Here is a 13,290-nt window from a genome sequence, read left to right on the forward strand (position 1 = left end):
CTTAAGTGAACGGCATTACTCCTATGAGTCGGTTTTTTATTATTCTTTTCGCTCAATAGAGCAACAGCTATTAAGCTACTGAGCTACTGAGCTACTGAGCTACTAAGGCATTAAGCCATATAGTTAGCAGGCATCTCAATACGAGCAACGCCAGACTCAACAGCCGCTTCAGCAACTGCTTTTGCAACACGAGGAAGCAGACGCGGGTCCATTGGCTTAGGAATGATGTAACCCTTACCGAACTCCAGTGCAGTCTCGCCCGCAGCTGCCAGTACTTCAGCTGGAACTTCTTCTTTTGCTAGTTCACGAATCGCTTTAACCGCCGCTAGCTTCATTTCGTCATTGATTTCGCTCGCACGCACGTCTAGTGCACCACGGAAAATGAATGGGAAACAAAGTACGTTGTTTACTTGGTTAGGGTAATCACTACGGCCAGTACCCATGATTAGGTCAGAACGAACTTCATGTGCAAGCTCAGGTTTGATCTCTGGATCTGGGTTTGAACATGCAAACACAACAGGCTTATCAGCCATCAGCGTAAGTGCCTTAGCTGGTAGCAGATTAGGACCCGATACACCCAAGAACAGGTCAGCGCCTTCGATAACATCTTCAAGCGTGCGCTTGTCGGTGTTATTTGCGAACAGCTCTTTGTATTCATTCAAGTCATCACGACGAGTGTGGATCACACCTTTACGGTCAAGCATGTAGATCTTCTCACGCTGAGCGCCACACTTAATCAGTAGCTCCATACAAGCAACCGCTGCTGCGCCAGCACCTAAACAAACGATCTTACACTCTTCCAGTTTCTTACCTTGAAGCTCGATCGCGTTAAGCATACCCGCTGCCGTTACAATCGCAGTACCGTGTTGATCATCATGGAAAACAGGTACATCACAACGCTCAATCAGGCGACGCTCGATTTCAAAACAGTCTGGTGCTTTGATGTCTTCTAGGTTAATACCACCAAATGTATCTGCGATATTCGCAACCGTATCAACGAACTCATCGATTGTGCGGTGTTTTACTTCAATATCAATAGAATCTAAACCAGCAAAACGCTTAAACAGGAGCGCTTTACCTTCCATAACTGGTTTAGAAGCAATAGGACCAAGATTACCTAAGCCAAGAATTGCAGTACCGTTAGAGATAACTGCAACCATGTTGCCTTTACCTGTGTACTTATAAACGTTATCGACATTCTGTGCGATCTCGCGAACAGGCTCAGCTACGCCAGGGCTGTATGCCAGTGCTAGGTCTTCTGCAGAGTTTGCAGGCTTCGTCAGTTCTACGGCAATTTTGCCTGGAATTGGGAACTCATGATAATCAAGAGCTTGCTGACGGAATTGTTCTTGAGGCGATAATTCTTGAGGGGATTGATCTTGGCGGCTGTCTTCAGACATAGGTGTAGGTTCCTAGGATATTATTATTTGGGGGATCTTGTTCATGTTAATGGATGTACTTCAAAGTTCCTAGGTGGTTGAAGCATCTGTATCATTAAAAAACGAGATTTCACTACTAATAAGACCAGTGGGCAGTTGAAATTACTGTCGCTAGCTCAACTTTAGAGCGAATTTCGAGGAAGGAGTGTTGGGGTAAGCGATGAAATAAAATTTACGCCAGTAACCTACCACTTTAAATGACCTAATAATGAAATACGATTCAGTATTTTTTCAAATTTCAGGCAACAAAAAAGGACACCGAAGTGTCCTTTTTATGTCTAAATAGCGAGAATTACTTCTTGCTAGAAAGAGCACCGAAACGCTTGTTGAAGCGATCAACACGGCCGCCTGTATCTACGATACGTTGCTTACCAGTGTAGAACGGGTGACATTTGTCACATACGTCTAGGTGGATTGATTCTTTTGCTAGCGTTGAGTTGAACTCAAATGTGTTGCCGCAAGAACAAGTTGCAGAAACTGCTTTGTATTCTGGGTGGATACCAACTTTCATGGGAAAACCTCAATTAGGCCGCGTCGCCATCCGATTCTAAGCCGGACACCACACGTAGTTAAAAAATAAATAAAGACACCGCTGCATCACTAGACCGCGATAAAGCCATACCTTTAAGGCGCAGTATAGTAATGAATCTGTGAGGTAGGATCAACTGATTTGATACATTTTTCACCAACACTGTCCTTAAACCTTCTATTAAGCGTTATTTTCTGGCTCCAGTAGCATTCAAGCCTCAAGTAAGCTCTGTCATCTAAACTGCTCCTCGAATTTAACGCCCTTATCCATTAGACTGTTCGCTCTCGTCAATTCAGATAAAGCCGTCCCTTTATGCGTCCAATGATTGCCCGTGTGGCACTGCCTGTTCCACTCGACAAGCAGTTCGATTACAAGATTCCTAGCCACCTATTTCCGATTATTGGCGGTCGAGTCTCTGTGCCTTTTGGACGACAAACCTTAACAGGCATTGTTACGGCTCTGGTTAACGAATCTGAATTCGAGTTAGACAAACTCAAGCCCATCAAAGCCTTACTAGACAACCAACCCGTTTGGCCGGAATCGGTCTACTCACTCTTGGTATGGTGCAGCCAGTTCTATCAGTATCCACTAGGTGAAACCTTGGCCAACGCACTACCAAGCGCCTTACGAAAGGGCAAAGCGGCCGATTTCGCGACGCTTGTTGAATGGCAACTGACCCCATCAGGTAGAGATCAACTGATGCAGGGCTTTGGCCGTGCCGTCAAACAAGCCAAAGTAATGCACATGCTTGAGCACGGCCCAGTTCCCCATCAAGAATTCATTGATGAAGAAGTGGGCAGCGCGGTACTTAAGACGTTGGAAGAGAAAGGCTGGGTTGAATCAGTAGAGAAAAAGCCGAAGCGCCAACCGTGGCCAGTTGAGCTCGAAAACGATCAAGATAAGCCAAAACTCAATGAAGAACAGGCTATAGCAATAGCGACAGTAAATAGTCAAACCGACTTTGGTTGCTTCTTGCTAGAGGGTGTAACTGGCTCAGGTAAGACCGAAGTCTACCTGAATATGATCAAGCCGATTCTCGACCAAGGTAAACAAGCGTTAGTGTTAGTGCCCGAGATCGGTCTAACCCCTCAAACGATTAACCGCTTTAAGCGACGCTTTAATGTTCCAGTTGAGGTTATCCATTCTGGTTTAAACGATTCTGAGCGACTAAATGCTTGGTTATCGGCGCGTGATAAAATAGCGGGCATTGTGATCGGTACTCGTTCAGCTCTGTTCACACCGTTCGCGGATCTGGGCATTATTATTGTCGATGAAGAGCACGACGCCTCTTATAAGCAGCAAGATAGCCTACGCTACCACGCTCGTGATGTTGCCATCATGCGTGCTCATAAAGCGCAGATTCCGGTTGTGCTAGGCTCGGCGACTCCGGCCTTTGAAACGCTGCACAACGCTCAGATCGGTAAATACAGTTACCTCACCCTGACCTCTCGTGCAGGTGTCGCGCTGCCGACCACCAATAAAGTGTTGGACGTTAAAGGTGAATATCTAGAAAGTGGCTTGTCTGCGTCGTTGATTGCTGAAATGCAAAGACACCTCAAAGCAGGCAACCAAGTGATGTTGTTCCTCAATCGTCGTGGGTTTTCTCCCGCATTAATGTGTCACGATTGTGGTTGGACAGCGGAATGTAAGCGTTGTGATGCCTACTACACCTATCATCAATACAGCAATGAGATGCGCTGCCACCACTGTGGCTCGCAGCAGCATATCGTGCATCATTGCCAAGGTTGTGGTTCAGCGAATTTAGTAACAGTGGGTGTGGGTACAGAGCAACTTGAAACCCAACTTGGTCAGCTATTCCCTGAATACAAAACCATCCGTATTGACCGAGACAGCACTCGCCGCAAAGGCAGTTTAGAAAGCGCGTTAGAATCGATTCGTAAAGGTGAATACCAAATTCTGATTGGTACACAGATGCTTGCTAAAGGGCACCACTTCCCAGATGTCACACTTGTGGCGTTGCTGGACGTTGATGCCTCTTTATATAGCAGTGACTTCCGCGCCTCTGAGCGATTGGCCCAATTGTTTACTCAAGTCGCCGGTCGAGCAGGACGAGCCAGTAAGCCGGGGGAAGTTATCTTACAAACTCACCATCCAGAACACGGCTTATTACAGGCATTACTGCACAAAAACTACAACCACTTTGCTCAGACTGCATTGGCAGAGCGTAAACAAGCGATGTTGCCACCTTATACCTTCATGACTTTGTTTAGAGCGGAAGCCAATGACACTCGCTTAGTGGAAGAGTTTTTGCGTCAAGTGCGCCACACATTGGAATCGCATCCGTTATTTGACCAATATTGCATGGTGCTAGGACCAACCCCTGCACCACTAGCCAAACGAGCAGGTAAATCGCGCTGGCAGCTTATTTTACAAACACAGACTCGCTCGTTGATGCAAAAGCTATTAATGAGCGCCAAGCCAGCAATCAATATGTTACCCGCTGCGAAAAAAGTCCGTTGGTCACTCGATATTGAGCCGCAAGATCTGAGCTAAACCCACTTGGGTTAAAACTAATGATAAGTTTGTTCACAAATATTTCATATTTCTCGTGAGCAACTTCACACTAGTCATGTGATTTTTGTTAATCTAGCCGTAACTTTACATGGGTGAAACGAATAAAATATTGCAATAAAAAAAGTGTTAGCAACACTTTCACAATATCTATTCGATTATATTTATTATTCATGCCTTAGATACTTAGGCAGCAAAGGAATTAAAAAGAGGGTTTAATTTATGGCGACAATGAAGGATGTTGCCCAGCTAGCAGGCGTTTCAACAGCTACGGTATCACGTGCATTGATGAACCCTGAAAAAGTCTCGGTTTCTACTCGTAAGCGAGTTGAGACAGCAGTACTTGAAGCTGGATACTCACCCAATACATTAGCTAGAAACTTACGTCGCAACGAATCAAAAACCATCATCACTATTGTTCCTGATATCTGTGACCCGTATTTCGCAGAGATCATTCGTGGTATCGAAGATGCCGCAGTAGAAAATGACTACCTCGTTTTACTGGGTGATAGCGGCCAACAGAAGAAGCGTGAGTCTTCATTTGTTAACTTAGTATTCACCAAACAAGCTGACGGCATGCTACTACTTGGCACCGACCACCCGTTTGATGTCAGTAAGCCTGAACAAAAAAATTTACCGCCGATGGTGATGGCGTGTGAGTTTGCCCCAGAGCTTGAACTCCCTACCGTACACATCGATAACCTGACCTCAGCATTTGAAGCGGTGAACTACCTAGCTCAGTTAGGCCATAAACGTATCGCTCAAATCTCAGGGCCCATATCGGCAACGCTGTGTAAATTCCGCCAACAAGGTTACCAACAAGCGCTACGTCGTGCAGGAGTATCAATGAATCCTGCCTACAGCACTGTCGGTGACTTTACCTTTGAAGCGGGCGCTCAAGCTGTTCGTCAATTACTCGCTCTTCCTGAACAACCTACAGCGATCTTCTGTCATAACGATGCGATGGCCATCGGCGCGATTCAAGAAGCGAAAAAATTAGGCTTACGCGTTCCTCAAGACCTATCGATTGTCGGCTTTGATGACATCCAATTCGCTCAATACTGCGATCCACCGCTAACCACTATTTCTCAGCCTCGTTATGAGATTGGACGCCAAGCAATGTTGATGATGCTCGACGTACTTAAAGGCAACGATGTACAAGCGGGGTCGCGTCTGCTTGAAGCCAAATTAGTCGTTCGAGGTAGTACAGCGCCGCCTCGAATCTAATCTGAAGAAATATCCTTATAATTCTGCGGCACATTTTGATGTGCCGCTTCCATTTCTGCACTGTTATCCTCGCTCAATCTGGATTACCATGAGAGCAGAATCAGCAACTATTGAATTGTCTTGTGGCTAATAGAGATTATGTAAAGCGCGGTCGTGGCACAAAAAAACCGACCAAGAAACAAGCCCCTCGCCGTAAACCATGGCGTAGTGGTCTTTTGGCGATCCTCCTTGCCGGTGGTTTTGGTTACGGCCTTTACCTATTGAGTAATGATCCTGAGCCGCCAGCACCGACTCCAGTGGTAACCAAACCAAAGCCTAAGCCGAAACCAGCAAAAGTAATTCCGCCACCTCCAGAGGAGAAGTGGGATTACGTTGAAACCTTGCCAAGTCGTGAGATTGAAGTAAAAGCCAAAGAGCAACAGATCTCGAAGATCCCTTACATAATGCAATGTGGCGCGTACAAAACCTCAAGCCAAGCTGAAGCACGTAAGTTGGATATTGCTTTCCAAGGTATCTCGAGTTCAATCCGTAAAAAGGATGGAAGTAGCTGGTACCGTGTGGTTCTAGGGCCATATAAATTGAAGCGTGATGCAGAGCGAGATCGCCATAAACTACAGCGAGCGAAAATCGAACCTTGTGCTATTTGGAAAGACACCGAGTAGTTATAGATTTAGCCGCAGAAGCAGAAGCAGAAGCAGAAGCAGAAGCAGAAGCAGAAAAACCAAACACCGAAAGCCTCCCATTGTGGAGGTTTTCTTTTATCTACACCCTTTAGCCAAATTTCCTTACAACTTCCGCCGATAAGTTGCGCGACATCACTCGACCTTCCTTGAATTATCCGAGCACCATCCTCATATACTTTTTATACCCAAAGATAAGAAATATTAAGAGGCCCTACTCGTGACTACCATTGTATCTGTACGTCGTAATAATAAAGTCGTCATCGCGGGTGATGGACAAGTATCTCTAGGCAACACCGTAATGAAGGGCAATGCCCGTAAAGTACGTCGCCTATACAACAACAAAGTACTGGCCGGTTTTGCTGGCGGTACGGCAGATGCTTTCACGCTATTCGAAAAATTTGAAAGCAAGCTGCAAATGCACCAAGGCCACCTAACCAAAGCTGCCGTTGAGCTGGCGAAGGATTGGCGTAGCGACCGTGCTCTACGTAAATTAGAAGCACTGCTAGCAGTAGCGGATGAAACTGCTTCATTGATCATCACAGGTAACGGTGACGTCGTTCAACCAGAAAACGACCTGATTGCGATCGGTTCGGGCGGTAACTTCGCTCAAGCAGCAGCCACTGCACTATTAGAAAATACAGATTTAGATGCGCGTGAAATCGCAGAAAAGTCGCTGAACATTGCGGGCGATATCTGTGTATTCACCAACCATCACCACACTATTGAAGAACTAGAAAGCACCGTTGAACTGCCAAAGCCAGAGTAACGACCGCTTCCATCAATAACGTTGTATTCAACAGTGATTAAAGAATTAAGGAAAAACCATGTCTGAGATGACTCCTCGCGAAATTGTTCACGAACTCAATCGCCACATTATCGGCCAAGACAACGCTAAGCGCTCAGTGGCTATCGCCCTTCGTAACCGCTGGCGTCGTATGCAGCTTGAAGAAAGTCTGCGTGTTGAAGTATCACCAAAAAACATCCTGATGATCGGCCCAACCGGTGTCGGTAAAACTGAAATTGCTCGCCGTCTAGCTAAACTCGCTAATGCGCCTTTCATCAAGGTAGAAGCGACTAAGTTCACTGAAGTGGGCTACGTAGGTAAAGAAGTTGAAACCATCATCCGTGATCTAACGGACGTTGCGATTAAGATGACACATCAACAAGCGATGGAAAAAGTACAATACCGCGCTGAAGAACAAGCTGAAGAACGTATTCTTGATGCCCTTCTACCACCAGCGCGTGATGCTTGGGGTCAGAACGAGCAATCAACTGAAGACACAACCTCTTCAAACACTCGCCAGGTTTTCCGCAAGAAACTGCGTGAAGGTAAGCTAGACGACAAAGAGATTGAAGTTGATGTAGCGGCGCCACAAATGGGTGTTGAAATCATGTCACCTCCAGGCATGGAAGAGATGACTAACCAGCTACAAGGCATGTTCCAAAATCTCGCTGGCGACACCAAGAAAAAGCGTAAGATGAAAATCAAAGACGCATTCAAAGCACTAACAGAAGAAGAAGCTGCGAAGCTTGTGAACCAGGAAGAGCTAAAAGAGAGCGCGATCTTCAACGCTGAAAACAACGGCATCGTATTCATCGATGAGATCGACAAAATCTGTAAGCGTGGCGACAGCTCTGGCCCAGACGTATCTCGTGAAGGTGTTCAACGTGACCTGCTCCCTCTTATCGAAGGCAGCACAGTATCAACTAAGCACGGTATGGTTAAAACTGACCACATCTTGTTTATCACTTCAGGTGCATTCCAAGTGGCTAAGCCATCAGACCTGATCCCTGAATTGCAAGGTCGCCTGCCAATCCGTGTTGAACTTGAAGCACTATCAGCACATGATTTCAAACGTATTCTTACTGAGCCAAAGGCATCACTGACAGAGCAGTACATTGCCCTGATGAAAACAGAAGATGTCGGCATTGAGTTCACTGAAGATGGCATCAACCAAATTGCTGATGCAGCATGGCGTGTGAACGAAACCACAGAAAACATCGGTGCGCGTCGTCTGCACACAGTCATGGAACGCCTAATGGATGAGATTTCATTCGACGCAACAGACCGAGCAGGCAGCAAATTGGTGATTGATGAAGCTTACGTAATATCTAAGCTTGGCGAGCTCGTAGAAGACGAAGACCTAAGCCGCTTCATCCTGTAGCACACCAAACTCCAACTTATTGCTCTATCTCAAAGAAATAGCAGCTAATAAGCGAATTCAAGGCCCACTTTCGAGTGGGCTTTTTATTACCCGAAAAATGGGCGTATACTCAAATCACAGTATGAAACGAAGACTTACAAAGAATTAGACCTACGATGAAACAATCTCTACTGATTTGGCTTGATGCCGCACGCCCAAAAACTCTGCCTCTCGCACTTGTCTCTATTCTTACAGGAAGTAGTTTAGCGTTCGCTGGCGGTCATTTTTCTTTATCAATCGCACTATTGGCTTTTTTAACCGCCACTCTATTACAGATTCTGTCGAACTTAGCCAATGACTATGGCGACGCGGTAAAAGGCACAGACAACGAAAACCGTCTAGGGCCAACACGTGCAATGCAATCTGGCGCGGTGACCGCGAAAACCATGAAGCAAGCGATCATCCTCAACATCGTATTTACCATGCTCGCTGGGCTGATTCTTATCTTTCATGCCTTAACCTCGATTGAGAGTATCTTATCTTTCATTGCGTTGGGCGTATTAGCCATTGTTGCAGCCATCGCTTACACCGTCGGCAATAAACCTTATGGTTATATTGGCCTTGGCGACTTATCGGTATTTATCTTCTTCGGTTTGTTAGGCGTTTCAGGGACTTATTTCTTACACACTGGCCATGTTGAACCAAGCCTATTCCTTCCGGCATTGGGCTGCGGCTTGATGGCGGTTGCGGTACTCAATATCAACAACATGCGTGATATCGAAAACGACAGCGAATGTGGCAAACGCACCATGGCGGTTCGCCTAGGGCAGCGCAAAGCCAAACACTATCATTTTGCACTGCTTGGGCTCGCCCTTGCCTCTTTCGCTATCTACCTACTGATTCAAGAAAAACCGGTCTGGATCAGCCTGCCGTTTTTACTAAGCATTGTTATTGTTTACAAACATGGCAAGGCCGTTTGGGAAACCGAAAAACCAGCGCAGATTGCACCAATGATGCCAGTGATAGTGAAATGCTCACTGGTCACTAACCTATTGTTTGCAGGGGTTGTCGTAGCTCAAACTCTATTGAGTTAAATGAGACTAATCATTGCAAAGGGATCAAGCACCGATATACTCAAAGTAAGCTCATTGTTCAAAAGGTATACTAATGGAATACAACACTTCAGCACTGTGCGACATATATTTGGATCAAGTTGATGTCGTGGAGCCAATGTTCAGCAACTTCGGTGGACGTGCATCCTTCGCAGGACAGATCACGACATTAAAGTGTTTTGAAGACAATGCTTTAATTCGCTCCGTATTAGAACAAGATGGTTTGGGGCGTGTGTTGTTAATCGATGGTGGCGGCTCACTGCGTAAAGCGCTGATCGATGCTGAGATTGCCCTACTTGCTGAAGACAATGAGTGGGAAGGTATTGTGGTTTACGGCTGCGTACGCGAAGTCGATGAGTTAGAAGACATGAATCTTGGTATTCAGGCTTTAGCCTCTATTCCTGTGGGTGCAAGCCAAGAAGGTGTCGGCGAATTGGATGTACCTGTGAACTTTGGCAGCGTGACCTTCTTACCGGAAGATTACCTCTATGCAGACAACACTGGCATTATTCTTTCGGCAGAGCCTTTGGATGTAGAACTCGATCTGGATGTTGAAGAAGAAGAGGCCGAGTAACTCACTCAGCTTCAAATAATAAAACAAGCCAAAGAACACAAAGCATAAGAATACAAACGAAAACGCCCGCTACTGAGTAGCGGGCGTTTTTTTAAATCTGAAGAGTCGATTACTCTACGTCATCCATTTTACCAAGAAGGTTACGGATGCGATCTTGCCATGCTGAATGCTCTTCCTGCATTTGCTGAGTTTTTTGCTCTAGCTCGTGACGGCTTGCTTTAAGCTCACCAGCTTCTGTTGCTAGTGCTTGTTTCTCTTCTTTAAGCTCTTCCACTTCCATTTGAAGAAGTGCAATTGTATCTACTGCTGTTTGAATTTTTGCTTCTAGCTGCTCTAGTACTTCAAAAGACATTCTGGCCTACCTTTAAGTTATCCGTTTGATGGTGAAGGTTCACTCCACTTATTTCCCCATTCTACTCAGCAGAGCAAGGATAAACACTCAATATATTCGATATTTTGCGCCATTCGATGAAAAAAACAGCGCTTTTTACCGAATATTGACGTGAGTGATTACCGCCACAAGGGCAAACCGATTATTTTGATGAATAATAACTGTTTTCCACTGCGAATTGATCGAGAGCAATCTCCAAAAAACAAAAAAGCAAACGTTTCCTTTGGGATATGGTAAAATTCGCCGCGAAATTTCTATTCCCCCTTTGATAATTTTGGAGTCCGCATGAAACGCGATTTAGCAATGTCATTCTCTCGTGTCACAGAAGGTGCAGCACTAGCTGGTTACAAGTGGCTTGGTCGTGGCGATAAAAACGCTGCAGATGGCGCTGCTGTAGAAGTAATGCGTAGCCTACTAAACAAAACCGAAATTAGCGGTGAGATTGTTATCGGCGAAGGTGAAATCGATGATGCACCTATGCTATATATCGGTGAAAACGTCGGTGTGGGCGGCGATGCTGTCGATATCGCCGTAGACCCAATTGAAGGGACTCGCATGACAGCTATGGGTCAATCAAATGCATTGGCGGTATTGGCTGCAGGCGAAAAAGGCAGCTTCCTTAAAGCGCCTGACATGTACATGGAAAAATTGGTTGTTGGCCCTGGCGCTAAAGGCGTAATTGACCTAGAGCTGCCACTAACAGAAAACCTAGAAAACATCGCGAAAGCATTAGGTAAAACACTCGATACGCTAGTAGTAACCACACTGGCTAAGCCTCGTCACGATCAAGTCATTGCCGACATGCAAGCCATGGGCGTTCGTGTATTTGCTGTACCAGACGGTGATGTTGCTGCTTCTATCCTAACGTGTATGCCAGACAGCGAAGTAGACGTAATGTACTGCATCGGCGGCGCGCCTGAAGGTGTCGTTTCTGCTGCTGTTATTCGCGCACTCGACGGTGACATGCACGCTCGTCTTCTTCCTCGTCATGAAGTAAAAGGCGATACAGAAGAGAACCGCAAGCACGGTGAGCTTGAACTAGAGCGTTGTGCAGAAATGGGCGTAACGGCAGGCATCGTCTTGAAAATGGAAGACATGGCACGCAGCGATAATGTTGTATTCTCGGCAACAGGTATTACTAAGGGTGATCTTCTAGAGGGCATCACTCGCACAGGCAATATCGCAACCACAGAAACTCTGCTTATCCGTGGTCGCTGTCGTACGATTCGCCGCATCAAATCTATCCACTACCTAGAGCGTAAAGACCCAGAAGTAATCGGTCACATCCTGTAGACCTAAACTAGCTCTAACAGAAACGTTCCAAGGCTGATACCAAGTATCAGCCTTTTGTTTTATTAGTGCACCAGAATCTCACCATTTGCTGTCGCTAGAGTAAAACGCTGTCTATATAGTAAATCCCCATCAATATAGTAAATGGTTTGCTTTATAAACACCTTGCCTCATAATAGTAAGGTTGATGAGGTAGGGATAGTATGAAAACAAGCGACAAAATCTTACAGACCATTAAGCGTCAAGGCGCGGTAACCGCGAAACAACTGTCAGAAGAATTTGGCATGACGACAATGGGTGCAAGGCAACATCTGCAAAGTCTGGAAGATGACGGTATTCTTGCGTTTCATGATGTGAAAGTAAAAGTGGGTCGCCCGACTCGCCACTGGTCCCTGACTCAACAAGGCCATAGCCAATTTTCAGACCGACACGGTGAACTCACTATTCAAGTAATTGATGCCGTAGAAAATCTATTTGGTCAAGAAGGGTTGGCTAAGGTTGCTGCCGAGCGAGAACAACACACTCTGAAGCAGTATCAATCTGCACTGTCTGGCTGTGATTCGCTCATGAGTAAGCTTGAAAAACTCACACAGCTTCGTGAAGACGAAGGCTACATGGCTGAACTTCAAGAGCATGATGAGCACTACATCTTAATTGAGAACCACTGCCCCATCTGTAAAGCAGCAACTCGCTGCCCTAGCCTATGCCAATCTGAGCTCAATGTTTTCACTGAACTGCTCAAAAATGAGTGTCATGTAAGCCGCACTGAACACATTATTGCCGGCGAGAGACGCTGTACTTATACCTTAACGCCCACGCCTTTATCGTAATACCAAGTGCTAAGGGCTAGTCCCAACCCACCGATTCCGTCTCAATATTGAGAAAATGAGAATAGATTAAAATTTGTACAAATTTATTTCTTAAGCTTAAAGCATATGAAACACGCTTAATGCTAAGGAAGGAATCATGGCACAGCCACAGCCAAATCAAAAACTGCCCCCCTTTGATGAACTGGTCCAACTCGCCAAAAGCGATCCGAAAGCATTCAATCAATTCAAACACGAAATGTGCGAGCAGATGATTTGTTCGGCCTCGGAAACTATGCAAGACAGGCTACGCGCTCAGCAAAGTCACATCGATTTGGTGGTCGGTCGCTGTAAAAATCCACATCATGTTAATGTCGTGCTCATGCAGGAGCTTCGTTGTCAGGTCTGTAAATTCCAAGATTCACTCGAAGGTCGCTGTAGTTTTGAAGAACCTAAAACTGAAAATGTCGTGCCTTTCAGGCCGAATACAGAACCCAAAATGTACTAAAAGTAGAAAAGTATCAAAAAGAAAAAAGGGAGCGCAATGCTCTAATGCCGTTCAC

General features: G+C 45.7%; 13 protein-coding genes. 10 read left to right on the top strand and 3 right to left on the bottom strand.

Annotation, left to right across the window (positions count from 1 at the left end):
* Positions 1-110 precede the first annotated feature (110 nt).
* Positions 111-1,400 carry a malic enzyme-like NAD(P)-binding protein gene (locus AB4589_RS23405; RefSeq protein WP_009848885.1) on the bottom strand — a complete coding sequence of 430 codons (1,290 nt, stop codon included), beginning with the start codon at positions 1,398-1,400 and terminating at the stop codon, positions 111-113.
* Between the two features lie 331 nt (positions 1,401-1,731).
* Positions 1,732-1,950, bottom strand: a complete 219-nt coding sequence (gene rpmE, locus AB4589_RS23410; protein ID WP_009848884.1) for a 50S ribosomal protein L31 — start codon at positions 1,948-1,950, stop codon at positions 1,732-1,734.
* Positions 1,951-2,280: 330 nt separating this feature from the next.
* On the opposite strand from rpmE, the gene priA reads away from it, so the two are divergent.
* The 7 genes from priA to rraA all read left to right on the top strand — a co-directional run bounded on the left by priA (position 2,281) and on the right by rraA (position 10,240).
* Positions 2,281-4,482 (top strand): primosomal protein N', encoded by a 2,202-nt coding sequence (gene priA / locus AB4589_RS23415; RefSeq protein ID WP_017101498.1) that lies wholly within the window; start codon positions 2,281-2,283, stop codon positions 4,480-4,482.
* Positions 4,483-4,722: 240 nt separating this feature from the next.
* A complete protein-coding gene (gene cytR / locus AB4589_RS23420; protein WP_009848882.1) occupies positions 4,723-5,727 on the top strand; it encodes a DNA-binding transcriptional regulator CytR in 1,005 nt (334 codons plus the stop codon).
* Between the two features lie 122 nt (positions 5,728-5,849).
* The gene (locus tag AB4589_RS23425; RefSeq protein WP_009848881.1) at positions 5,850-6,389 is read left to right on the top strand and encodes an SPOR domain-containing protein; all 540 of its coding nucleotides are present in this window, start codon (positions 5,850-5,852) and stop codon (positions 6,387-6,389) included.
* A gap of 238 nt (positions 6,390-6,627) precedes the next feature.
* Entirely contained in the window at positions 6,628-7,176 is a 549-nt protein-coding gene (gene hslV / locus AB4589_RS23430) for an ATP-dependent protease subunit HslV (RefSeq protein WP_004729692.1), read from the top strand.
* Positions 7,177-7,234: 58 nt separating this feature from the next.
* The gene (hslU, locus tag AB4589_RS23435) at positions 7,235-8,575 is read left to right on the top strand and encodes an HslU--HslV peptidase ATPase subunit (RefSeq protein WP_372101797.1); all 1,341 of its coding nucleotides are present in this window, start codon (positions 7,235-7,237) and stop codon (positions 8,573-8,575) included.
* A 155-nt stretch (positions 8,576-8,730) separates the two neighbouring features.
* Positions 8,731-9,648, top strand: a complete 918-nt coding sequence (locus AB4589_RS23440) for a 1,4-dihydroxy-2-naphthoate polyprenyltransferase (RefSeq protein WP_017101499.1) — start codon at positions 8,731-8,733, stop codon at positions 9,646-9,648.
* Positions 9,649-9,721: 73 nt separating this feature from the next.
* On the top strand, positions 9,722-10,240 hold the full coding sequence (gene rraA, locus AB4589_RS23445; RefSeq protein ID WP_009848878.1) for a ribonuclease E activity regulator RraA: 519 nt from the start codon (positions 9,722-9,724) through the stop codon (positions 10,238-10,240).
* Positions 10,241-10,349: 109 nt separating this feature from the next.
* Here the strand turns inward: rraA and zapB are convergent, their stop codons facing one another.
* Positions 10,350-10,592, bottom strand: a complete 243-nt coding sequence (zapB, locus tag AB4589_RS23450) for a cell division protein ZapB (RefSeq protein ID WP_009848877.1) — start codon at positions 10,590-10,592, stop codon at positions 10,350-10,352.
* 324 nt (positions 10,593-10,916) lie between these two features.
* Between zapB and glpX the strand changes: the two genes are divergently transcribed.
* The 3 genes from glpX to AB4589_RS23465 all read left to right on the top strand — a co-directional run bounded on the left by glpX (position 10,917) and on the right by AB4589_RS23465 (position 13,235).
* On the top strand, positions 10,917-11,924 hold the full coding sequence (gene glpX / locus AB4589_RS23455; protein WP_009848876.1) for a class II fructose-bisphosphatase: 1,008 nt from the start codon (positions 10,917-10,919) through the stop codon (positions 11,922-11,924).
* 200 nt (positions 11,925-12,124) lie between these two features.
* Positions 12,125-12,751, top strand: a complete 627-nt coding sequence (locus AB4589_RS23460; RefSeq protein ID WP_009848875.1) for a metalloregulator ArsR/SmtB family transcription factor — start codon at positions 12,125-12,127, stop codon at positions 12,749-12,751.
* A gap of 136 nt (positions 12,752-12,887) precedes the next feature.
* Positions 12,888-13,235 carry a DUF3135 domain-containing protein gene (locus AB4589_RS23465; protein WP_009848874.1) on the top strand — a complete coding sequence of 116 codons (348 nt, stop codon included), beginning with the start codon at positions 12,888-12,890 and terminating at the stop codon, positions 13,233-13,235.
* Positions 13,236-13,290: the final 55 nt, after the last annotated feature.

The organism is Vibrio sp. 10N.222.49.A3, assembly GCF_041475145.1.
In the GTDB taxonomy this organism is placed as follows: Bacteria; Pseudomonadota; Gammaproteobacteria; order Enterobacterales; family Vibrionaceae; genus Vibrio; species Vibrio tasmaniensis_A.

Bases quoted from the DNA above. Each gene is read 5' to 3' on its own strand.
- priA (WP_017101498.1), top strand. From the start codon at position 2,281: ATGCGTCCAATGATTGCCCGTGTGGCACTGCCTGTTCCACTCGACAAG.
- AB4589_RS23405 (WP_009848885.1), bottom strand. From the start codon at position 1,400: ATGTCTGAAGACAGCCGCCAAGATCAATCCCCTCAAGAATTATCGCCT.
- rpmE (WP_009848884.1), bottom strand. From the start codon at position 1,950: ATGAAAGTTGGTATCCACCCAGAATACAAAGCAGTTTCTGCAACTTGT.
- glpX (WP_009848876.1), top strand. From the start codon at position 10,917: ATGAAACGCGATTTAGCAATGTCATTCTCTCGTGTCACAGAAGGTGCA.
- AB4589_RS23440 (WP_017101499.1), top strand. From the start codon at position 8,731: ATGAAACAATCTCTACTGATTTGGCTTGATGCCGCACGCCCAAAAACT.
- rraA (WP_009848878.1), top strand. From the start codon at position 9,722: ATGGAATACAACACTTCAGCACTGTGCGACATATATTTGGATCAAGTT.
- AB4589_RS23460 (WP_009848875.1), top strand. From the start codon at position 12,125: ATGAAAACAAGCGACAAAATCTTACAGACCATTAAGCGTCAAGGCGCG.
- AB4589_RS23465 (WP_009848874.1), top strand. From the start codon at position 12,888: ATGGCACAGCCACAGCCAAATCAAAAACTGCCCCCCTTTGATGAACTG.
- zapB (WP_009848877.1), bottom strand. From the start codon at position 10,592: ATGTCTTTTGAAGTACTAGAGCAGCTAGAAGCAAAAATTCAAACAGCA.
- cytR (WP_009848882.1), top strand. From the start codon at position 4,723: ATGGCGACAATGAAGGATGTTGCCCAGCTAGCAGGCGTTTCAACAGCT.
- hslU (WP_372101797.1), top strand. From the start codon at position 7,235: ATGTCTGAGATGACTCCTCGCGAAATTGTTCACGAACTCAATCGCCAC.